The organism is Maribacter sp. 1_2014MBL_MicDiv (genome assembly GCF_001865655.1).
Classification (GTDB): Bacteria; Bacteroidota; Bacteroidia; order Flavobacteriales; family Flavobacteriaceae; genus Maribacter; species Maribacter dokdonensis.
This window is the reverse complement of the sequence record NZ_CP011318.1, coordinates 4,320,083-4,341,114: the sequence shown is the minus strand read 5'-3', so window position 1 is coordinate 4,341,114 and position 21,032 is coordinate 4,320,083. Positions and strand designations below refer to the sequence as shown.

Genomic DNA, 21,032 nt, shown 5'->3' with positions numbered 1-21,032 from the left:
ACTGGTTTAACTGTTATAATATTTGCTGTTCCATATAGCAGGGCTAAAGTTTTTACCTAATGCAAAGCCATAAAAAATAACTACAGAGGCTATACATTTAAACATGAAGAAATATAGAATCCAAAATTGAGCGTTTGTACTTGATTTGGAAAATAGACCGTTTGGGATCATTAAAGTAACTAGGAAACTAATTAGTAATACTAGTATAATAAGGTTCGCCATGTTTTTAAAAGGCCACATTAATAATTTTCTAAAAGGATGAAGGTCATTGCCCCATTGGTGTATTAAATAGTAATAGCCATTTCCAATAGGGGCAAACAATAGTGGGTCATCTTTATCCTCTAACTTAAATAGCTTAGAAGGAGCAATAATTTTAAAACCCTTGATTTCCGTATCGTGTTCTTTTTCAAGGGCTTTAATTTTTGAAAGCCCTTCAGCTGGTATAGTGCCTTTAAAATACTTGGTATCAAGAAAACGTAATCGATAATCTATACATATCTGTTTAATTTCTTTGGTGTGATAAATCTTGTCACTGTTCAATAAATCAATATTGAATTTATTGTTCGCAACGCCATTACCAATAATTACATTGTTCTCTATTCTATCTAATTCATTATCAAGATTGGATAATATGGAATACACTTGTTTAAGGTCTATGTCTTCAGCTAAAATTCGTTTCTTTTTAATAGAAGATAGCTTCTGTTCAATATTTGTTTTAGGCAGTAACATATGTTCTTTTTTAAGCAATACACTCAAAGTTAAGTAATTAGTGTTTTCATGTTAATTCTGTTCAACTTAATTAAAAGTTAATAAAATGTTAAAATTTATTTTTTCGATAATTTGAACTAGGTGTAAATGGGTTCAAATTGTATATTGACGATGAAATTGACCCGTTCGTCGATTTTTAGAACATTTGCCCCTTAAGAACCAACTATTATGAAAAAATGGACATCCCTCGTGTCCCTGTGTGCCCTATTTTTTGGGTTTAGTTTGCATGCGCAGGACAATGCAATTGAATTTAAGTTCGATAATTTAATTTCAAAATTACCTTCGGAAAAGTCAATTTTAGAACGAACGGAAAGCTTTGAAAACCATTCTAGTTTGTTAAATGCATTAAGAGCGGTTAATTTGGATAAAGTCTTAAATTATAATGGGGAGTTTACTGTCTTTGCGCCCTCTAATCTCGCATTTGAAAAACTTTCAAAATCAACATTGGATAAATTGTTTGATCCGGAAAATAAAAGGACCTTAAAGGCGATGCTTTCCTATCACATCATTGCAGATAAATTATCGGCATCTAGTATACTTAAAGCAATGTGTAGAGGAAATGGCATAGCTAAATTTACGACCATACAAGGCGATGAAATTACGGCTTCAATGCAAGGTATTGATATTGTCTTAACCGATAAATTTGGTAATCATGCTATGATTACTACGGCAGACTCAAATCAATCAAACGGCATCATTCATGAGATTGATACCGTTTTTGTTCCTGAAAAAATGTTATAGTTACCTTAGGCTGGCTCCTAAATTACGTTCGTAGCTATTTTGTAGCTTTGACATAATTTTTTCTATTTGCTTTTCGGTCAAAGTACTCTTGTCATCTTGCAAGGTAAAGCTTACGGCATACGATTTTTTCCCTTCCGGTAAATTTTTTCCTTCGTACACATCAAACAAGGTCATATCCTTTAAATATTTTCTTTCTGCACTGAAAGCAAGTTCATGCAGTTCACGATATGTAGCTTTTTGATCAAGTAGAAGGGCAAAATCCCTTTTTACTTCAGGATGTTTAGGGATTTCCTTATACTTTACGGGCGTGGGATTAATTTGCTTTAAAATAGAGCCCCAGTCAAAGTCCGCAAATAATACATCTTGCTTAATGTCAAAATGTTTTAATATGGACTTTTTAACCAATCCAAATGATACCAGCGAGTTCTTCTTATAGGTAAATGTTAGCCCCTCTGAAAAGATAGGGGAAGATGTAGGTTCACTTTTTAAATTGTCTAACCCCAATCTTAATAGTACTGATTGGACAATTGATTTTAATTCGAAAAAATTAGTTGCCATTGCTTTACTTGTCCAGCTATCCGGTGCAGTGTTGCCGGTTAATAAGATGCTAAGGTATTTAGGCTCAATTCTTTTATCACCTTTTGCATAATATGTTTTTCCGAACTCGAATAATTTAAGACTGGATCGCCTACGGTTTATGTTGTAGCTAGCAGCTTCCAATGCTGAAAATAGAGATGTTCTTCTTAAAATTGATAGGTCACCGCTTAAAGGGTTAATGATTTCAATTGACCTATGTTCATCTTCATCAGATTCAATTAATGTAGTATATTCAGGGTTGGTCAAGCTATTGGTTAAAATTTCATTATAACCTTTAGATGCCAGTGAATTACCAATAGTGCTTTGTATTTTATGGTCTGCAGCAGCGGTAGTGGTTGCAATAGAGGCGTTTAGTTTTTGGCTAAATGCAACGTTGTTGTAACCATATACCCTTAAAATTTCTTCTATAACATCAACTTGTCTTTGTACGTCTACTCTGTAAGAAGGTACTTCAAGACCCATGCCGGCTTCAGTTACGTTCTTTACCTTAATGTCCAAAGAAGCCAATATAGATTTAATGGTATCTTGAGGAATTTCTTGTCCAATTAACTTATTGATTTTTTCAAAAGCAAGAAATACTTCAAAATTAGGCTGTTTCTTAGGGTAGAGGTCATAAATGTCAGAGGTAATTTCTCCTCCTGCAATTTCTTTGATTAAAAGTGCTGCACGTTTTAAGCTGTACTCCACATTTTCAATGTCAATACCACGCTCAAACCTAAACGAAGCATCAGTGTTAAGACCGTGTCTTTTTGCTGATTTTCTAATAGATACGGGATTAAAATAGGCGCTCTCTAAGAAAATAGATGTTGTTTCTTCAGTTACACCAGAACCCAAACCGCCAAAAACGCCTGCCAAGCACAATGGCTTTTCGGTGTCACAAATCATTAAATCGTCTTCATGTAGTGTTCTTTCAACTCCGTCCAAAGTGGTAAACTTAGTGCCTTTAGCTAAGGTTTGAACAATAATCTTATTGCCTTTTATTTTAGCTGCATCAAAAGCGTGTAAAGGTTGCCCAAGCTCATGTAGTACGTAATTGGTAGCATCTACTACATTGTTTTTAGGAGTTAATCCTATGGCTTTTAATCTATTCTGTAACCAAGTAGGAGAGGGCTGTATGATTAGATTGCTAATCGTAATTCCGCAATAACGAGGTGCTAATTCGGTTTTAACTACATCTACATCAATTTTTAATGATCGGTCATTAATATTAAAGTGACTAGTAGAAGGGGTGATCAGTTCTTTAGTAATTTCTTTTTGTTTTAAGCCTGCTTTAAGGTCTCTTGCAACACCAAAATGGCTCATGGCGTCTGCACGGTTAGGTGTTAAGCCAATTTCGAATACTTCGTCTTCTTCAATAGCAAAGATATCGGCACAAGGTGTACCAGGTTTTAGGTCCTTTTCTAAAACCATAATTCCATCATGGCTATCACCAAGACCTAGTTCGTCTTCGGCGCAGATCATACCAAAACTTTCTTCGCCCCTTATTTTACCTTTTTTAATGGTCCATGCTTCACCCTCCGAAGTATAAAGTGTAGTGCCTATAGTAGCTACAGGTACTTTTTGCCCGGCAGCTACGTTTTTAGCTCCGCAAACAATTTGTACAGGGGCATCTAGACCTATGTCAACCTTGGTCACCTTAAGTTTATCGGCGTTTGTATGCTTTTCACAACTTAAAACGTGTCCTACAACAATACCTTTTAATCCGCCTTTTACAGATTCAAATTTTTCAATTCCTTCGACCTCTAAACCCAAATCCGTTAAAAGTTCACCGGTTTTTTGTGATTCCCAATCTATTTGTATGAACTGTTTAAGCCAGTTGTATGATATTTTCATTCAAAACATTTATAGGCCGCAAAGATAAAACAATGCCCTAATACATTCAATAAGCTATGAAGTCTTTATTTTAATTTTTAATTCTGCCTTTTTAATTGTTTATTAGAAGTTCTTTAAATAATAAAATATGAGAATAAGTATTGCAGTACTTTTTATGTTCATGGTATTAGTAGGTTGTAAAGAAGAAAAGGCGGTTAAAAACTTAGCTGAGGGCAATTGGTTGGTTGAGCTAGAAGTAATGGATAACCAAGTGTTACCTTTTAACTTAAAAGTTAAAAAGAACATAAACGGTGATTATGAAATGAATATTTTGAATGCCGATGAAGTTATACGAATAGATGAAGTGGAAATTAAGGGAGATTCTATTTTTATGTATACACCGGTTTTTGAAGGATATTTGGCGGGCACTTTTACAGATAGTACCATTGAGGGACAATTTATTAAGGAAAGTCTAGATAGGATAGTTCCCTTTAAGGCAATTCATGGTGTTAAGGAAAGGTTTAAGGTTGCAAATAAGAAAGACAAGGAGAACGTTACCGGCATATGGGAAACTTATTTTAGTCCTAATTTGGAAGAAGAATACGTAGGTAAAGGTATTTTTTTACAGGAAGGACATAAGGTAACCGGAACGTTTAGAACCACTACGGGAGACTATAGGTTTTTAGATGGTGTAATGGATGGCGATTCTCTTAAATTATCTGCATTTGATGGTGCCCATGCTTTTCTGTTTACCGCAAAAGTTACGGACTCTAGTATGAATGGTGTTTTCTATTCTGGAAATCATTTTAAAGAGTCATTTGTGGCAACTAGAAATGATGATTTTGAACTTCCGGATCCAGATTCACTTACATTTTTGAACGAAGGTTATGATAAATTGGCATTTACCTTTCCGGATAGTAATGGCGATAAGGTTTCATTGTCAGATGATAGATTTCATAACAAGGTCGTTATTGTGCAATTAATGGGAACCTGGTGCCCAAATTGTCTAGATGAAACAAAGTTTCTAGTGGAATATATGGCTGAAAATAAAGATATAGAAGTCATAGGGCTAGCTTTTGAGTCGGCAAAAACAGAAAATAAAGCCTTTAAAGGCATTCAGCGTCTAAAAGATAGAATAGGGGTGGGTTACCCAATTTTACTTGCGCAATATGGTACTTACGATAAATTAAAAGCTCAAGAAAAACTACCTATGCTTAATCATGTGCTGTCGTATCCCACAACCATTTTTATCGATAAAAAAGGTAATGTTAGGAAAATTCATACCGGATTCAACGGGCCGGCAACAGGGGAGAAGTATATTGAGTTTAAAAAGGAGTTCAATGAATTGGTGACCCAACTAAATAATGAGTAGCTTAGATAATGGTAGATTTACCTAAGCCTATGTTTTCATCGTTAATATTAAAACTACCATCTAATTCCATAATATTATCGGCAATAAAGTCACCAACATAATTGGTTCCATATTTAGAGCTTCCTAATATATCTGGTGTTACTATTTTTTTAGAAAAAGATTTTAAGACCGCTGCTACTACTGCATCAGATTCCTCGTTCATTTTAAAATGTTGCAATAGCATTGCGACACTTAAAATAGAGGCTACTGGATTTGCAATGTTTTTACCGGCTGCATCAGGGTAGGATCCATGAATAGGTTCAAACATGGCATGCTCTAGCCCAACTGAAGCAGAAGGCAGTAACCCAATAGATCCGGCAATAACGCTTCCTTGGTCAGATAGTATATCACCAAACATATTGTCGGTCAATATAACATCGAACTGTGATGGGTTTAAAATCATCTGAACCGCAGCATTATCAATAAACAGGCAATTCAATTCCACATCTGGATAACTTTCAGAAATAGCACGAACTACGCGTCTCCATAAACGAGATGTTTCAAGAACATTAGCCTTGTCAACCAATGTTACCTTCTTCTTTCTTGACCTGGCAGATTTGAAGGCTAGGTGGGCTATCCTACTGATTTCAGACTCAGTGTAAGTACAAGTGTCCGTTGCTGAATTTTTGTCTTCATCATTGGATTTGTTACCATAATAGATTCCGCCTGATAATTCCCTGAAAATAATTAGGTCTGTATTTTGAACTTGTGTCTTTGAAAGTGGTGATTGCCTAACCAATGAAGGGAACACCTTTACGGGTCTAATATTTGCAAACAGCCCTAATTTTTTCCGTAATTTCAAAAGACCTTGTTCTGGCCATACTTTGGCTTTAGGATTGTCATCAAATTCAGGAAGGCCCAAAGCACCAAAAAGAGTAGCATCTGTACTTTTGCAAAGTTTTAAAGTTTCTTTAGGTAAAGGGCTGCCTGTCTGCTTAATGGCTGATGCACCAATTAGACCGTTCTTAAATGTAAAACTATGCCCAAAAGTTTCTTCAACAGAACGCAGGCACTTTATAGATTGTGCAACAACCTCTGGTCCAATACCATCTCCCTCTAAAACAGCAATGTCTAAATGCATAATTAGCTTATACTTTGTATATCTATTTTTGAGGTCTCAATTATTTGATGAATGTCATCGTCTTTAACCTCTTTTTTAACGTCGGCATATTTCAAGAACTCTTGGTATACTTGGTCTAGTTGTGTTTTGGTTAATTCGTAACCCACAATTTTTGCTCTATAAGCCAAGGCTGCTCTACCACTTCTGGCGGTCAACACAATTGAAGATTCTGTGACACCTACATCTGCAGGGTCTATAATTTCATAGGTCTCCCTATTTTTAATTACTCCATCTTGGTGAATTCCAGAACTGTGGGCAAAGGCATTGGCTCCAACAATCGCTTTGTTCGGTTGAACCATCATTCCCATTTTATTGGAAACCATTAAGCTAGTGTCGTATAACAATTTGCTGTTTATACTGGTGTCTAAATTTAAATCCGGGTGCTGACGCATAATCATGACCACTTCTTCTAAAGAAGTATTACCAGCTCTTTCTCCAATTCCGTTTATGGTGCATTCTATTTGTCTGGCACCATTGATGACACCTGCAATTGAATTGGCGGTCGCTAAACCTAAATCGTTGTGGCAATGGCAAGAAAGTGTTGCTTTCTCAATTCCTTTTACGTTTTCACGAAGGTATTTCATTTTTGCTCCGTATTCATCGGGCAAACAATAACCAGTGGTATCAGGTATATTCAATACAGTGGCTCCTGCCTTTATTACGGCTTCACATACACGAGCTAAAAACTCATTGTCCGTTCTACCGGCATCTTCAGCATAGAATTCAACATCTTCTACAAAAGTTTTGGCATAACTGACCGCAGCCACTGCACGTTCTATTATAGCGTCCCTATTTGAGTTGAACTTGAATTTTATATGAGAATCAGATGTGCCTATACCTGTATGTATTCTGGGTATTTTGGCATACTTAAGTGCTTCCGCGGCTACTTCAATGTCATTTTTTACCGCTCTTGTTAAGCCACAAACAGTTGCATTTTTTACAAGTTTGGATATAGCTTCCACAGATTGGAAATCTCCTGGACTAGATACGGGAAAACCGGCCTCAATCACATTTACACCCAAAATATCTAGGCGTTCAGCGATGACCAATTTTTGTTCCCTGTCTAGTTTGCAGCCAGGTACTTGTTCTCCATCTCTTAAAGTAGTGTCAAATATTTGTACGATATCTTTACTCATATAATTTACGTAGTTTTACTCGTCAAACGAATATATAACCTAAAACACAAAACATACTAATTTTGTGAACATGTTTACAACGTTAAGTCAGTTTTTTAGGTATATAAAACATTGAATTACAATTCTTTAAACTATTATTTTTACGATGACAAATGCGCATAAAGATGCTTTGTTCGTTCTGGTTAAATCACTTTCTAAATCTGAGAAGCGTCAATTCAAGCTTTACGTGGGTAGATTAGGTGTGAATACCGATGCCAAATTTTTAGCTCTGTTCAATTTATTGGATAAAATTAAACAATATGATGAGAAAACAATACTAGAAAGTGGGATTGTTAAAAAAGCTCAGCTTTCTAACCTAAAAGCTCATCTATATAAACAGATTTTGGTGAGCCTTAGATTAAATCCGGTTAACCAGAATATAAGGGTTCAAATAAGGGAGCAATTGGATTTTGCTACAATTCTATATCAGAAAGGCCTTTATAAACAAAGCCTGAAAATATTGGATAAGGTAAAAGCAATAGCAATTGAAAATGAAGAGAAGAATATTGCCTATGAGATAGTTGAGTTGGAAAAAATCATTGAAACGCAATATATAACCCGTAGTATTCCTGATCGTGCAGATGAACTTGCAATACAGGCAAAAGAATTGTCTGGGCATAATGTTATGACCAGTAAGCTATCTAACCTTTCATTACAACTTTATGGGATGATGTTAAAGGTTGGCTACGTTAGAAGTAATGAAGATTTTCAAAAGGTAAAAACCTATTTTAATGACCATTTACCGTTATACAACATAGAAGACTTAGGTTTTAGGGAAAAATTATGGTTGTACAAGGCCCACTTATGGTACAGTTTTTTAACGCAAGACTTCTTGTCTTGTTTTAAATATGCTAGCAAATGGGTAGATCTTTTTTATGATCATAAAGATATGATCTATTTAAACCCGGTATTCTTCTTAAAAGGCAATCATTATTTGCTAGAATCTCTTTTTTATGTGCAATATAGTTCTCAATTCAAAGAAGTGCTTGAGCGTTTAGAAACTACCATTAAGGAAAAGAACTTTCCAGATAACGACAATATCAATTCATTAGCGTTTATGTATTTAAATGCCAACAAATTGAATTTGCATTTTTTGGAAGGCAACTTTGAAAAAGGATTGTATTTGGTAAAAATTATTGAATACGGAATTAACAAGCACAGAGATAGGATAGATGTGCATCATGTAATGGTTCTGTATTATAAAATAGCATGTCTGTATTTTGGAATTGGTGACAATAAAATGTGTATTCAATACTTGAAAAAAATCATTGATAACAAGAATTTAAAAATGCGTGAAGATTTAATGTGCTTTGCTAGGGTTTTAAGTTTAGTTGCTCATTATGAGGCAGGGATGGACTATCATTTGGAAATTCAATTAAAGAGTACATATAAGTTTCTCTTAAAAATGAACGATATGCATGCCGTACAAAAGGAGATGATAAAGTTCTTAAGAAGTCTTGGTGGTATTTATCCAAACCAATTGAAGTCGGAGTTTCAGAAATTGTATACGGAGCTTAAAAAATATGAGCATCATCCATATGAGAAAAGAGCATTTTTATATTTAGATATCCTGTCTTGGTTAGAAAGTCACCTACAGAATAAATCAGTTTCAGAAATTATACGTGAAAAAGCCTTGGCAAGAACACGATAAGAAAGTGATGAGAAAATGAAAAATAACCATTTTCAACATTTATTGGAAATCAATTTGGCCATGCTATTTATATCCACATCTGGGGCATTGGGTAGATATGTACAGTTGCCGGTGCCAGTGGCAATAGGTGCGCGGGCTATTTTGGCATTTATTGCATTGTTTTTGTATTGTAAATGGAAGGGGTTTGGTTTAAAAATAGATAAAAAAGATACAAGGGTTATCTTATTAAGTGGGTTATTAATGGGCACTCATTGGATCGCCTATTTCTATGCTTTAAAATTATCCAACGTAGCCATTGGCATGCTATCTATCTTCACTTATCCTGTAATTACGGCTTTGCTAGAACCAGTTCTCTTAAAAACCAAATTTCAGCTGGTACATATTTTACTGGCTGTTCTGGTGTTAACCGGAATGTATTTTCTTAGTCCAACTTTAAATTTTGAAGATTCATATACAATAGCTATAGGCTTTGGTGTGTTTTCTGCTTTGGCCTATGCGTTAAGAAACATTCTTTTAAAAAAGAAAGTTTCAAAGTATAATGGGTCAATGTTAATGACCTACCAAACAGCAATAGTTGGGGTGCTATTATTTCCATTTTTATTTACGGTTACTTCATGGGCCATTGTGGCTCAGTGGCACGTGCTTGTGGCCTTAGCTATATTGACTACAGCTATTGGGCATACCTTATTTTTAATGACATTTAAACATTTTAATATTACTACGGTAAGTATTTTGAGTAGTATTCAACCTGTTTACGGGATTATAATAGGAGCAATTTTTCTTTCTGAAATACCAAGGGGCACAACTATTATTGGAGGTATACTAATATTAAGTTCTGTAGTTATAGAAAGTATACGTTCAAAAAAAGCTGCCTAAGTAACTTATTTGTTCTGGGAGTTGATGCCAGGTGTACTTGCTCCAAATTGATTAATGATATTATCTCCGAATTTAGTGAATTGCTCGTTTTTTGCCATTTCCCTAACCTTTGCAGGATCAAAATTTCCATTGAAATATAAAAAGGACCCGGTTTGGTTGTTGTTATTGTAAATCAGTATTTCCTTGACTAAATTTTTTCTTTCACGAACAGATACTACATTTCGTTTAAGTTCATCGTTCTTACGAAATATCTCTATGAATGAATTTCCGGTAATACCATTCATCTGCTGATTTAAAAATTGAGTGCGACTAGTAGTTGTACTAGGGAATTGCATATATCTTAAATCTTTGGTGTTACCTACCACAGCTTTCATTTCTGGTGAAATTTCACTGTTCATGGTAAGCATAAATTGTGGTACTCGAATCGCTGTAACCTGATTATCGTTTTTGTGAGCGTTGTAGAATGAATCAATGGAATTATAGCTGCTGCAAGACGTAATTAGTAAGAAAACGCTTAAAATCGAAAATTTCTTTAACATGGTAGTAGTGTTTTCCCTAAAAATAGTGAAATTAAAGACATGCATTCCAAATAGGGTCATTTGGCGGTGGGGCAATGATCTCTAAAGGTTCTTTTTTTACAGGATGTATTAAACGTAATTTTCTGGCGTGTAAATGTATGCTGCCATCATCATTACTTCTATTGAAACCATATTTTAAATCGCCCTTAATTGGCGAGCCAATAGCGCTTAATTGTGATCTAATTTGGTGGTGTCTACCTGTTTCCAAATCAATCTGCAAAAGAAAGTAATGGTTAAGCTTTTTTACGGTTCTGTAGGTAAGCATCGCTTTTTTACTATCGGGAACCTCTTTAATGTTTGCGTAAGATTTATTTTGCTTTGTATTTCTTTTCATCCAGTGAACCAGTCTTTTTTCCGGTTCTTTAGGGTTATTTTTAACAATTGCCCAATATGTTTTCTTTGCATCTTTTTCAGCAAACATCTTATTCAATCTTGGTAGCGCTTTTGATGTCTTTGCAAACACCACAATACCAGATGTAGGTCTATCTAAACGATGAACTATACCTAAATATACATTACCAGGTTTATTGTATTTAATTTTTAAATATGCCTTAACGGTATCGCTAAGAGGTTGGTCTCCGGTTTTGTCGCCCTGTACAATATCACCAGGTCGCTTATTAATGATGATAAGGTGATTGTCTTCAAAAAGTACTTGAAGATTGTCTACGGTAGAATGTGTTTTTTTTGACAAAGAATATGATGATAATAATTAGTATTGCTCGTCATCATTAGGGAAATCTTGACTTTTTACATCGCTGACGTAATTGGAGATGGCATTCCCCATTTCTTCATAAAGATTCATATATCTACGTAAAAAACGTGGGTTGAATTCATGTGTCATTCCTAAAAGATCATGAACAACCAATACCTGACCATCTGCATATTTACCACCACCGATACCTATGGTAGGTATGGTCAAATTTTCAGAGACTTGCTTTGTGAGCATTGCAGGTATTTTTTCTAGAACTATACCAAAGCAACCCAGTTTTTGAAGTAGTTTGGCATCTTCCATTAATTTCTCTGCTTCTTCCTCTTCCTTGGCACGAACGGTATATGTTCCAAACTTATAGATGGATTGTGGTGTAAGGCCCAAATGGCCCATTACCGGAATACCGGCTGCAAGTATTCTTTTAACGGATTCCTTAATTTCTGCACCACCCTCAAGCTTTACAGCATGTGCACCACTTTCTTTCATAATTCTAATTGCCGATCGTAAAGCTTCTTTAGGGTCGCTTTGGTAGCTTCCAAAAGGTAAATCTACAACCACTAACGCACGGTCAATAGCTCTAATAACAGAAGAAGCATGATAAATCATTTGATCTAAAGTGATAGGTAAAGTAGTTTCATGACCCGCCATGACATTACTGGCAGAATCACCAACCAAAATAACATCGACTTTGGCAGCATCTACAATTTTGGCCATTGAATAGTCATATGCTGTAAGCATGGAGATTTTTTCTCCGTTCTTCTTCATATCCACTAAAGATTTGACCGTAACTCTTTTGTATTCTTTTTTAGCTGTTGACATAACTTAATTTTGGTTTTGCGCCATAAAAGTAAGGAGTTTTAATGAGACTAAGCACTCCCTAATTAGAATCCATTTGAAAAGTCATCATTCATATTTTACCTATTTTTACCGTAAATAACTTTTCAAAAGAATCCCAATGAAATATTTCTCTTTGCTATTGATGCTTTTTATGATAAATGCAGTAAATGCGCAAATAGACGAAGAGGTAAAGGTTAAGTATGCCGTTGAGACTTTTTTTTATGCTTTTAATGGCAAAAATGAATTTGCCATGAAAGGCGTTGTTAACCCCGATGTTAAAATGCAAACTGTAAATTTAAATGTGCTGGGTAAAATGAGTATTCGGGATAATAACTTTAATGACATAATTAATTTTATGATTACCACGCCTGATTCCATTACCTTTCACGAAAAAGTACTAGACTACAAAATTCAAATAGATGGCGGCATGGCCCATGTTTGGGCGCCGTACGAATTTTGGTACAAAGGTGAATTCAGTCATTGTGGTGTTAATTCATTTCAGTTGTTTAAAGAGAAAGATGCCTGGAAAATAATCTACCTAATAGATTCTAGAAGAAGAGAGGACTGTGATCCGGTTTCTGAGTAAATGATCATATACTATTTCCAAGGTCTAGAATTTGAGGCATCGGCTGAAGGGAAATCTTTAGGAATTTCCTGTGTTACTTTTCCCGTTGCCGCCCATTCAGATCCTCGTTGAAGGGTAGTTATAAAACCTGTACATTCCATAGAATAATCAAAGTGTCCTAGTGTGGAGTGAAAAACACGACCCTTACCATAATTAATAGCCATTAATTGTGGTACGTGTTGTCCTAAGCCGGTAACATTGGGGTCCCATGGTGGAGCATTCTTTTCAACATCGGCATATGCCGTGGCTAGTATAGTCGCATTTTCAAATGGTCCTCTCATACGTTCGTACATTTCATCTGGTGTGTGCAACCATTTTTCAGGTAAACCTTTCATGATAGGATGTTCCGCTGCCCTTGTAGTAATTTGAAATTCGTATTCTGGTCCATGAGAACCGCAAACACCAACTACGGTATCTTTTATAATTTCTCCTTGTTCATTATAGTATACGTAAGGTCCTGATTTTTCATCACGGCCACCCCATGCACCTAATCCAATCATTTTATTGTATTCTCCCCATTCTCCCCATGCATTATCTGCAGCATGTATAACCACAAGTCCTCCGCCATTTTTCATATAACTTTCAAAAGCTTCCCTAGTTTTAACGGGCCATAAAGGAGAATCGGCACCAAGGTTGGAAATGATAACGTCATAATTATCAAAATTGAATGAAAAGTCCGATGTTTTAATAGGGCTGTGAGAAATTTGATATGTTTTATCTTTCAAAGGATAGGTCTCAATAAAAGATTCATAAGCTTCGGGGCGTGTTTTATTATATTTTATTCCTAACCATATAGAGTCCATTCTTTCAATATCTACTGTAAATAAATTGGTCTGTTCTAAATAGTCCTTTATCATCATCGTTGTTTTTGGCCACACGTAATGGTTGTTCTGTCCGTCAATAACAAGGGCTTTTATTTTTTTAGGTGACTGTATATGTTCGGCTATTTCTTTCTTTTTTTCTCCGCAAGAAATAAATAGAAAACTAAAAAAGGCAATTGCCATTATATTTTTCATGTTGATGGATTAAGGTTGTGTACAAATATTGTCACTAAATGTACATGAAGTAGACTAGATAACAAAAATCAATATTGACTTCATTGATTGTAAAAAGTAAGTTCTTATTTGCTGATCATCAAAACTGATCTTAAATTAGCGATGCATAAAAGTTGAAAACAATGAAAATATTAGGAATAGGCTCTAGAATATCACATACGGAATTTGGTAATGGTGTAATTACAAACGTATCCAGTAATATGTATTGGGTGACATTTATGGATAGTGGTTTAGAAACTATTGATATAGATTCTGACTACGAGGTAATAGAGGCAATTGAAAATGAAGTGGATACGGTTAGTTTTTTTGACGTGGAAAGTTCATTGGTCTCCATTTTACAAAAATGGAGCGACGCTACCCAGCGTGTTGCCATAGCCGATAAATGGAAAGGTGGTAATTTAATATTAGAACCAGGTGAGGCTGGTTTAAGTAATAAAGAGATACCTATAAATACTTTTTTTCATAAAATAGTGATGGTTCGTGATCGAATACGGGTTATGGAGCAAAAAATAAATTCCAGTAAAAATTTAGATGATCAAGAGAAGATAGATCTTCAACAATACATTACCCGTATCTATGGTAGTCTAACAACCTTTAATGTATTGTTTAAAGCTAAAAGTGATCATTTTGTGGGTGATAAGGGGAGCAAATAAGCTGCTCAATGGAAATGTTATTTCTGGATATAAAGTGATTTTAAGATTTCATATTGTTTTTTAACAATAGCTTCGTTTAAACCATGGGCTGCATTGGAGACTAAAACATATTCTTTTTTTGGAGCCCTGATTTTTTCAAAATAAGATTGATTTAATTTTTTTGAACAAAGAATATCACCTTCACCTTGTATTAAGATGACAGGTAGGTGAAAAGATTGTGCCGTTTTGTTGAAATTAATGTTCTGCACCATTGATTTTATGCCAAGATCCACATCGCCAACAAGGTTTAAAAATGAATAATCATCTCCGTTGTAGCGGTCTTTACTGTCTTGGTTGTTTTCATATGCAGGATCTATTTTGAACCATGAATTTGGAGCAGGGGCAGCGTTTTCTTTTTCATACTGTTTGGTTATACGTAATAGTTGACCATAGGTTTTGGCTTTTGAATAAGGAGGTGGTCCTAAATCTTTAAGTTTTAAAATTATGGATTCATCTTTTTTTGCTTGTGCTATTTGGTGCACTTCTGAATAGGCATTTTTAATGTTTTCTGAAAAGTGGACAAATTGTGCATGGCCAATATACACATGAAATAAATTTGGATTCTTTTGAGCCATTAAGGTACCAAGAATTGATCCCCAAGAGGTACCTATTAGTATGATTTTGTTTTTGTTAAAGCGCTCAAGTAAGTATGTTGAGAGCGCAATACCATCATCGGTCATTTCTGCAATGGAAAGCGGGTTATTCTGATAAAATGTTTCATTGACTTCTTCAGGAGCATTTTTTCCAAATGTTTTGCCGGCCCCGCGTTGGTCCCAATGTACAAGGGTGAACTCTTTTTCCCAATTGGTAAATGGCTCGTCTTTGTAATGGCTCATTGTACTACCCGGTCCACCGTGTACAAATAAAATAATTGGATTGGTGATATCGTTGCCGTTAATTGTTATCCATTGTTCAATACCACCAATGGTTATAAATTGTTCTTCTGATATTTTGGTTTGACCAGCAACCATATTAAATAATAAAAGTATAACACTAAGTGGTAATGGTTTTAAAAGCATTTTAAGGATGGAATGATGATGAATACTTTAAGATACAAAGATGTGAGCAATTTTTTAATTATGTTGTGTGCATTTTTAAGTTTAATAAAAATTCGATATTTACTATTTTCTATTAAGATTTAAGGTTCGGTTGTAAACCGTAATACTGTTTTTAACTTACTTTCAGGCATTTTCCTGAAATCGGACAAGTAGATTTCTTTGTGGACTTTAGACTTTCTCTTAAGCCCTTTATTCTTGGCAAATGTATCCATTATTTTAAATGTTTCGTCTTCCTTGTCAAAACTGCCCATGTGCAACATTTGAATACAATCACCTTCATCAATTGTCTTGAATTTTACCTTGTCAAGCACTTTTTGAGGCTTTTTATTCTTTACAAGTTCAAGCATTTCATTTAAAGAAATCACTTGTAATGAAAGCGGGTTGCCGTATCATTAACTCAAAAACCAATTCATCTTTATTGATTTCTCCGGTGAAATTTAATTTTGCTTTTTCAGAGATGTCCCAAAAACCTTCTAAAGGGTAAACTGTCCAATCCATATAATTGTTTGGTAATAGTTCCATTTGTTTTAGGTTCATTTTAATTGTGTAAGCCGTACTTATTAAAGCTTGTATGTGTTCTTGAAAAAGTTTGCTGTTAGGGTAACCAGAACCCTTAATCGTGATATATTGAAATTGCGGAATGGTTATAAGTACAGATTCCTTTTTAGGAAGGTAAATATTCTTTTCTTTTTTTCGCCATTCGTGTTTAAGGGAGTGCGCCATATAAACAAAGTAAATAAATATGTATTAAGGTTGCATTTAAAAATATCTAAATGAATTATAAAAGTAACCGCAGTGATTATTAAACAGAAAGTTATGTCTCATTTCAGCCTAGTTTTGATATATTTTTTTGGAACTATAGTTTTTTGATAATCATTGGTTATTTTAGGATTAAAATTATTTTATGGGACAGGTAATAACATTTGGCGAAGTTTTAATGCGAATATCACCACGCGGCAATAAGAAATTTGTGCAATCTAATATTGTGGAATTTTATTTTGGAGGAACAGAACTGAACGTTGGTATATCCATTTCTAATTTTGGAGGAAAAGTAAAGCATATTAGTGCCGTTTCAGATGATTTTATTGGTGATACAGCAATGACCTATATTCAAAAATTTGGTGTAGATACTTCCGCTATCGTAAAATCAAAAAGACCTCTTGGCGTTTACTTTTTAGAGGTAGGTGCGGTAATTAGACCTAGTATGATCTCTTATAACCGTTCACATTCGGCATTCTCAGAAATTGAACCATCTAAGGTAAATTGGGAAACGGCTTTAGAGAATGGTGAATGGATGCATTGGACCGGTATAACACCTGCGCTATCAAAAGGTGCTTATGACTTGCTAAAAGACGGTTTAAAACTGGCAAGAGAAAAAGGGATGGCGGTTTCTGCAGATCCAACTTACCGTAGTGGACTGTGGAAATATGGACAAGATCCTAAAGAAGCATTGATTGATCTTTTAAATTACTCAACCATTTTTATAGGCGGAGTAAATGAAATTAATGAAGTTTTAGGAACAAACTTTGGCTATGATAATAAAGATTTCATTGAAGCAAGTAAACAGTTGATTCTTGAATTTCCGAGTATTGAAAAGGTTTTTGATAAAATTAGAACTTCATTAAATTCATCATGGCACAAAATAAGAGCTAGAATGTGGAACGGTCAAGAATTTAGGGAAACTGAAGATATTGATATTACACATGTTGTAGATCGTATTGGGACTGGAGATGCATTTGCTGCAGGGTTAATTTACGGACTTCAGCAATATGATGATTATAAGGCTATGGAATTTGCAAGCGCAGCATGTGCTTTAAAACATACGTATGAAGGGGATGTTAATTTTGCGACGGTGAGCGAGGTGAATAATATTATTGCTGGAAATCTAACAGGTAGGTTGGTTCGGTAAATGCTATTTTTCCAAGATTAATTAAAGCGGTTCTATCAAATAAAATACTATCGTTTACACGTTAGTTAGTCGCGGTTATTTTAATGCTGCCGGTTATAGTACATGATTGTTTTATGGTATTATAAATGGTACCATACTTCTCAATATTCTTTTTTAAAAGCGATATATTTATTGTTTCATCATCACTATAAATGGTTAAAGAGTACTCAATCTCATTCATTCTTGAGGGGTTTTCTAGTCTTACCGCAGATACTTCTAAAGATGTTTTCTGGTAATCAAATTTCATCATCATAGAAAAACGTTCCACATTTTTGAGCATACAGGCAGCAAACGAACTCAAAAATAGTTCCGCTGGATTAGGGAGTGTATTTGTCGTTTTAGCGGTTGTCCCAAAATCAATAACGGATTCTTTTACATGGATGGTGGCATCGTTCTTTGATTGGGAAGTGGCAAGTATGCTATAATTCATCTTGAAATAATAAAAAATGTACTTTATGTGACATTCAGTTAGCTATTTCAAAATTATATTGAATTATAGAATTAACAGCTGATTTATATCATACTAATCAGGTTCGTCTTTAGAAAATGTTTTTTTTAAACATAATTATAGAGTAGGTGGTGCGTATTTGTTTCTAAAATTAAAAACCTTCTGAGAAGGTCCGTTTTTCTGCAAATAATCTAATAGTTCAACTGCATTTTCCACGCTTGGAAAATCTCCTTCAGCAATCCACCACATAGCAGTAGAGACTTTTCCAAATTTTTGAAACCATTCTTTTCTTCTTTTTAGAAAATCTGTATGTAAGGTTTTGAAAACAAAGGTTTCTAAAGATGCTATAGATTCCCATACCGAGATATTAATGATTACCTGCTCGTCATTATAAGGATTGAAACTTGTTGCGTCGTTATTTTCATCTTTAAGTCGCCATACAAACCCTTCGCTATGTTCTGCTAAATTATTAACCTTGTCTAAGTTATCAACAAACTCTTTCATAATAGGATCATTAATATTCACTCCTATCATACGTGAAATATTGATTTGTGCTAACTGGTATTTTTTGTCTAACATAATATTTGTTTAGAATACATTTAAAGACTATAACTTACAATATATGAATTAGATAAATAATACTAAACAGCTTCTTTCTTTTCCGATAAGTATTTCCAATAACGCTTAGGTACATGTTTCACATGTAGTTTTGTATTAATACGAGATTTAATGGTGGTACTTTTAAAATAATTGTTCCAAAGGTCCTGATATTCAAATTCTTCATCGGTGAACACAGAACTTTTTTTAAGTGTATTTGAATGTATATTGGTTAAATCAAGCGAAATGATTTCAACAGTGTGTAAATCAAAGAAGATTCCGTATTTACGTTTTACATCATAAATGATCCACTGTTGGTCTGCGTATCTATTTCTAAAATGTTTGGAGATTAAAGGTATAACATCAAAATCTGGTTCTATGTTTGCAAAATAGACATCGTCTTTTGTTAGTTGAAAACGTACAAAAGCTTCCATACGGTGTTTTTCTCTCCCTACTTTATGTGCAAGTTGATTGATTTTTAAAACTCCGTCATCGCTAAAATCTGCAGAACCGTAATATTTACTGCCCATAAGTTTTAGAATATAATGATAGAGTAGGGCTTCAATATTATTGTGCTCGCTTAGAAAGGAAAAATAGATGTTCTTTATTGCTGTATAACTCTTTTTTTGAACACCGTTCCATACTCGTTGTGCTTTTTTAACATTGGTGAAAATGGTTTCATTTTCTGCAAAAAGTCCGCTTTGTAGCTGATTGTTCTTCTGAATATCTGCATGCGTTAATTTCTGCTCAAATCCGGTGAATACAGCAGTTAAAAATCCGTTGAAACTGCCATCGTAAATTAAGGTTTTAGAAGCGTTCATACCTATAGTTTTAAAAGTTGAAGAAAAAGATTCTAGAAATTATTTTAAGTCTTTTTTTAATTTTACTTTTTATAAATACCAAATGGTATCCAATGCATAATATTTTACTTTGAACACGAGCAATTATGGTATTCAGAATCGAAATATGAGAAGTGGTTAAGGTGTTGTCAAGGGTTTCCAAAATGTGTTAATTTATTAAATGGTTACTTTAATTAAATAAGGATAGTTGATTGCTATGTATATTTTTATACTTGCTATTTTGTGATTGTAAAATCATACCTTTTATTTTATTGGCATCAAGATCTCTACGTTCCCAATCACTAGAATTGCATATGATAAAATACTGAGCACGATTTAGGGCTACTCCCATTTTTTTAAGATGTTCCCAGTTGAGATTTCTATATTTCCTGCCACTTATTATTTTATGTACAGAACCCATTCCTATGCCTGGTATACGTGCTAACATTCGGGCTTCTGCTTTATTGATATCAATAGGAAAATGATTAAGATTACGTAGCGCCCACATTAATTTAGGATCAATATCCATATCAAGATTGGGGTTGTTGACATCTAAAATTTCATTTACGCTGAATCCATAAAATCGAAGTAACCAATCTGTTTGGTACAATCTATTTTCTCTTAACATTGGTACTTCAGAACCCAAAGAGGGCAATCTGCTATCACTGGATATAGGTACGTAGCCAGAATAATACACACGCTTCATTTTAAAATTTTTGTAAAAGTGGGTGGCAGAATACATGATGTCCTTATCGCTTTCGCCTGTAGCACCAATAATCATTTGAGTACTTTGACCGGCGGGTGCATATTTAGAGGTGCTTTTAATAATTTTCTTCTCCTCTTTGTAGCGTATAATTTCATCTTTTACCTTTTGCATAGGTTTAATGAAATCTTCATGTTTTTTGTCTGGCGCCAAAAGTTTAAGGCCGGAAATAGTGGGGATTTCAATGTTGACCGATAAACGATCAGCATATAAACCGGCCTCATACATTAATTCATCGCTTGCACCTGGTATGGATTTTAAATGAATGTATCCATTAAAATTTTCTTCTTCACGTAGTTTTTTAGCTACTGCAATTAAACGCTCCATGGTATGGTCTGCGCTTTTGAAAATACCGGAGCTTAAAAATAAACCTTCAATGTAGTTTCTTCTATAGAAGTTGATGGTAAGGTCTACTACCTCTTGAATTTTAAAAGCAGCTCTTTTAATATCATTACTTTTTCGCGTAACGCAATAAGCGCAGTCAAAAATGCAATGATTGGTCAATAAGATTTTTAACAATGAAACGCATCGCCCATCTTCAGTATAAGTATGGCAAATACCATTACCGGTATCGCCTAGACCATTATTCTTGTTTTTTCTGTTACTTCCACTGCTAGAACAAGAAACGTCGTATTTAGCGGCATCTGCTAATATGTTCAGTTTTTCTTTTATTCGGTTAAAATCCATATTTCTATTTGTAATTAATCCAAAATTATGGAAATATTCCTAATT

General features: G+C 34.4%; 22 protein-coding genes. 7 read left to right on the top strand and 15 right to left on the bottom strand.

Annotated features, from left to right (window positions below; translation table 11 throughout):
- Positions 1-6 precede the first annotated feature (6 nt).
- The gene (locus YQ22_RS18470) at positions 7-729 is read right to left on the bottom strand and encodes a hypothetical protein (RefSeq protein WP_071342387.1); all 723 of its coding nucleotides are present in this window, start codon (positions 727-729) and stop codon (positions 7-9) included.
- Positions 730-936: 207 nt separating this feature from the next.
- Between YQ22_RS18470 and YQ22_RS18465 the strand changes: the two genes are divergently transcribed.
- Positions 937-1,509, top strand: a complete 573-nt coding sequence (locus YQ22_RS18465; protein WP_071342386.1) for a fasciclin domain-containing protein — start codon at positions 937-939, stop codon at positions 1,507-1,509.
- Here the strand turns inward: YQ22_RS18465 and pheT are convergent, their stop codons facing one another.
- Positions 1,510-3,939 carry a phenylalanine--tRNA ligase subunit beta gene (gene pheT, locus YQ22_RS18460; RefSeq protein ID WP_071342385.1) on the bottom strand — a complete coding sequence of 810 codons (2,430 nt, stop codon included), beginning with the start codon at positions 3,937-3,939 and terminating at the stop codon, positions 1,510-1,512. It lies immediately after the preceding gene.
- Positions 3,940-4,066: 127 nt separating this feature from the next.
- Between pheT and YQ22_RS18455 the strand changes: the two genes are divergently transcribed.
- Positions 4,067-5,290: a TlpA family protein disulfide reductase gene (locus YQ22_RS18455; RefSeq protein ID WP_071342384.1), complete on the top strand. Its 1,224-nt coding sequence runs from the start codon at positions 4,067-4,069 to the stop codon at positions 5,288-5,290.
- A gap of 1 nt (position 5,291) precedes the next feature.
- Here the strand turns inward: YQ22_RS18455 and leuB are convergent, their stop codons facing one another.
- Both leuB and YQ22_RS18445 read right to left on the bottom strand, forming a co-directional pair.
- On the bottom strand, positions 5,292-6,410 hold the full coding sequence (gene leuB, locus YQ22_RS18450) for a 3-isopropylmalate dehydrogenase (RefSeq protein ID WP_058102924.1): 1,119 nt from the start codon (positions 6,408-6,410) through the stop codon (positions 5,292-5,294).
- 2 nt (positions 6,411-6,412) lie between these two features.
- Entirely contained in the window at positions 6,413-7,585 is a 1,173-nt protein-coding gene (locus tag YQ22_RS18445) for a 2-isopropylmalate synthase (RefSeq protein WP_083414300.1), read from the bottom strand.
- Positions 7,586-7,730: 145 nt separating this feature from the next.
- On the opposite strand from YQ22_RS18445, the gene YQ22_RS18440 reads away from it, so the two are divergent.
- Both YQ22_RS18440 and YQ22_RS18435 read left to right on the top strand, forming a co-directional pair.
- On the top strand, positions 7,731-9,275 hold the full coding sequence (locus YQ22_RS18440) for a hypothetical protein (RefSeq protein ID WP_071342383.1): 1,545 nt from the start codon (positions 7,731-7,733) through the stop codon (positions 9,273-9,275).
- A 15-nt stretch (positions 9,276-9,290) separates the two neighbouring features.
- The gene (locus YQ22_RS18435) at positions 9,291-10,151 is read left to right on the top strand and encodes a DMT family transporter (RefSeq protein WP_071342382.1); all 861 of its coding nucleotides are present in this window, start codon (positions 9,291-9,293) and stop codon (positions 10,149-10,151) included.
- 5 nt (positions 10,152-10,156) lie between these two features.
- On the opposite strand, the gene YQ22_RS18430 is transcribed toward YQ22_RS18435, so the two are convergent.
- Genes YQ22_RS18430 through panB form a run of 3 tightly spaced genes read right to left on the bottom strand, consistent with a single transcriptional unit; the run spans position 10,157 to position 12,257 of the window.
- On the bottom strand, positions 10,157-10,690 hold the full coding sequence (locus YQ22_RS18430) for a DUF4252 domain-containing protein (protein WP_232231241.1): 534 nt from the start codon (positions 10,688-10,690) through the stop codon (positions 10,157-10,159).
- Positions 10,691-10,721: 31 nt separating this feature from the next.
- The gene (locus tag YQ22_RS18425; protein WP_071342380.1) at positions 10,722-11,420 is read right to left on the bottom strand and encodes an RluA family pseudouridine synthase; all 699 of its coding nucleotides are present in this window, start codon (positions 11,418-11,420) and stop codon (positions 10,722-10,724) included.
- An 18-nt stretch (positions 11,421-11,438) separates the two neighbouring features.
- Positions 11,439-12,257, bottom strand: coding sequence for a 3-methyl-2-oxobutanoate hydroxymethyltransferase (gene panB / locus YQ22_RS18420; protein WP_058102919.1), 819 nt, complete (start codon positions 12,255-12,257; stop codon positions 11,439-11,441).
- A gap of 136 nt (positions 12,258-12,393) precedes the next feature.
- On the opposite strand from panB, the gene YQ22_RS18415 reads away from it, so the two are divergent.
- Positions 12,394-12,861 (top strand): hypothetical protein, encoded by a 468-nt coding sequence (locus tag YQ22_RS18415; protein ID WP_071342379.1) that lies wholly within the window; start codon positions 12,394-12,396, stop codon positions 12,859-12,861.
- A gap of 11 nt (positions 12,862-12,872) precedes the next feature.
- Here the strand turns inward: YQ22_RS18415 and YQ22_RS18410 are convergent, their stop codons facing one another.
- On the bottom strand, positions 12,873-13,916 hold the full coding sequence (locus YQ22_RS18410; RefSeq protein ID WP_071342378.1) for a ThuA domain-containing protein: 1,044 nt from the start codon (positions 13,914-13,916) through the stop codon (positions 12,873-12,875).
- 161 nt (positions 13,917-14,077) lie between these two features.
- On the opposite strand from YQ22_RS18410, the gene YQ22_RS18405 reads away from it, so the two are divergent.
- A complete protein-coding gene (locus YQ22_RS18405; protein ID WP_071342377.1) occupies positions 14,078-14,608 on the top strand; it encodes a hypothetical protein in 531 nt (176 codons plus the stop codon).
- A gap of 17 nt (positions 14,609-14,625) precedes the next feature.
- On the opposite strand, the gene YQ22_RS18400 is transcribed toward YQ22_RS18405, so the two are convergent.
- The 3 genes from YQ22_RS18400 to YQ22_RS19265 form a co-directional block, all read right to left on the bottom strand.
- Positions 14,626-15,666: an alpha/beta hydrolase gene (locus YQ22_RS18400; protein WP_071342376.1), complete on the bottom strand. Its 1,041-nt coding sequence runs from the start codon at positions 15,664-15,666 to the stop codon at positions 14,626-14,628.
- 119 nt (positions 15,667-15,785) lie between these two features.
- Positions 15,786-16,052 carry a GyrI-like domain-containing protein gene (locus tag YQ22_RS19270; protein ID WP_198033499.1) on the bottom strand — a complete coding sequence of 89 codons (267 nt, stop codon included), beginning with the start codon at positions 16,050-16,052 and terminating at the stop codon, positions 15,786-15,788.
- 1 nt (position 16,053) lies between these two features.
- Complete coding sequence (locus YQ22_RS19265) at positions 16,054-16,428, bottom strand: hypothetical protein (RefSeq protein WP_198033498.1); 375 nt, start codon at positions 16,426-16,428, stop codon at positions 16,054-16,056.
- Positions 16,429-16,609: 181 nt separating this feature from the next.
- On the opposite strand from YQ22_RS19265, the gene YQ22_RS18390 reads away from it, so the two are divergent.
- Complete coding sequence (locus YQ22_RS18390) at positions 16,610-17,614, top strand: sugar kinase (RefSeq protein ID WP_071342375.1); 1,005 nt, start codon at positions 16,610-16,612, stop codon at positions 17,612-17,614.
- 61 nt (positions 17,615-17,675) lie between these two features.
- Here the strand turns inward: YQ22_RS18390 and YQ22_RS18385 are convergent, their stop codons facing one another.
- From YQ22_RS18385 to YQ22_RS18370, 4 genes are all read right to left on the bottom strand, one after another.
- Positions 17,676-18,083 (bottom strand): OsmC family protein, encoded by a 408-nt coding sequence (locus YQ22_RS18385; RefSeq protein WP_071342374.1) that lies wholly within the window; start codon positions 18,081-18,083, stop codon positions 17,676-17,678.
- Positions 18,084-18,218: 135 nt separating this feature from the next.
- Positions 18,219-18,680 carry a DUF3291 domain-containing protein gene (locus YQ22_RS18380; RefSeq protein ID WP_071342373.1) on the bottom strand — a complete coding sequence of 154 codons (462 nt, stop codon included), beginning with the start codon at positions 18,678-18,680 and terminating at the stop codon, positions 18,219-18,221.
- Between the two features lie 62 nt (positions 18,681-18,742).
- Complete coding sequence (locus tag YQ22_RS18375; protein WP_071342372.1) at positions 18,743-19,519, bottom strand: TIGR03915 family putative DNA repair protein; 777 nt, start codon at positions 19,517-19,519, stop codon at positions 18,743-18,745.
- A gap of 208 nt (positions 19,520-19,727) precedes the next feature.
- Positions 19,728-20,987 (bottom strand): putative DNA modification/repair radical SAM protein, encoded by a 1,260-nt coding sequence (locus tag YQ22_RS18370; protein WP_071342371.1) that lies wholly within the window; start codon positions 20,985-20,987, stop codon positions 19,728-19,730.
- Between the last annotated feature and the right edge of the window lie 45 nt (positions 20,988-21,032).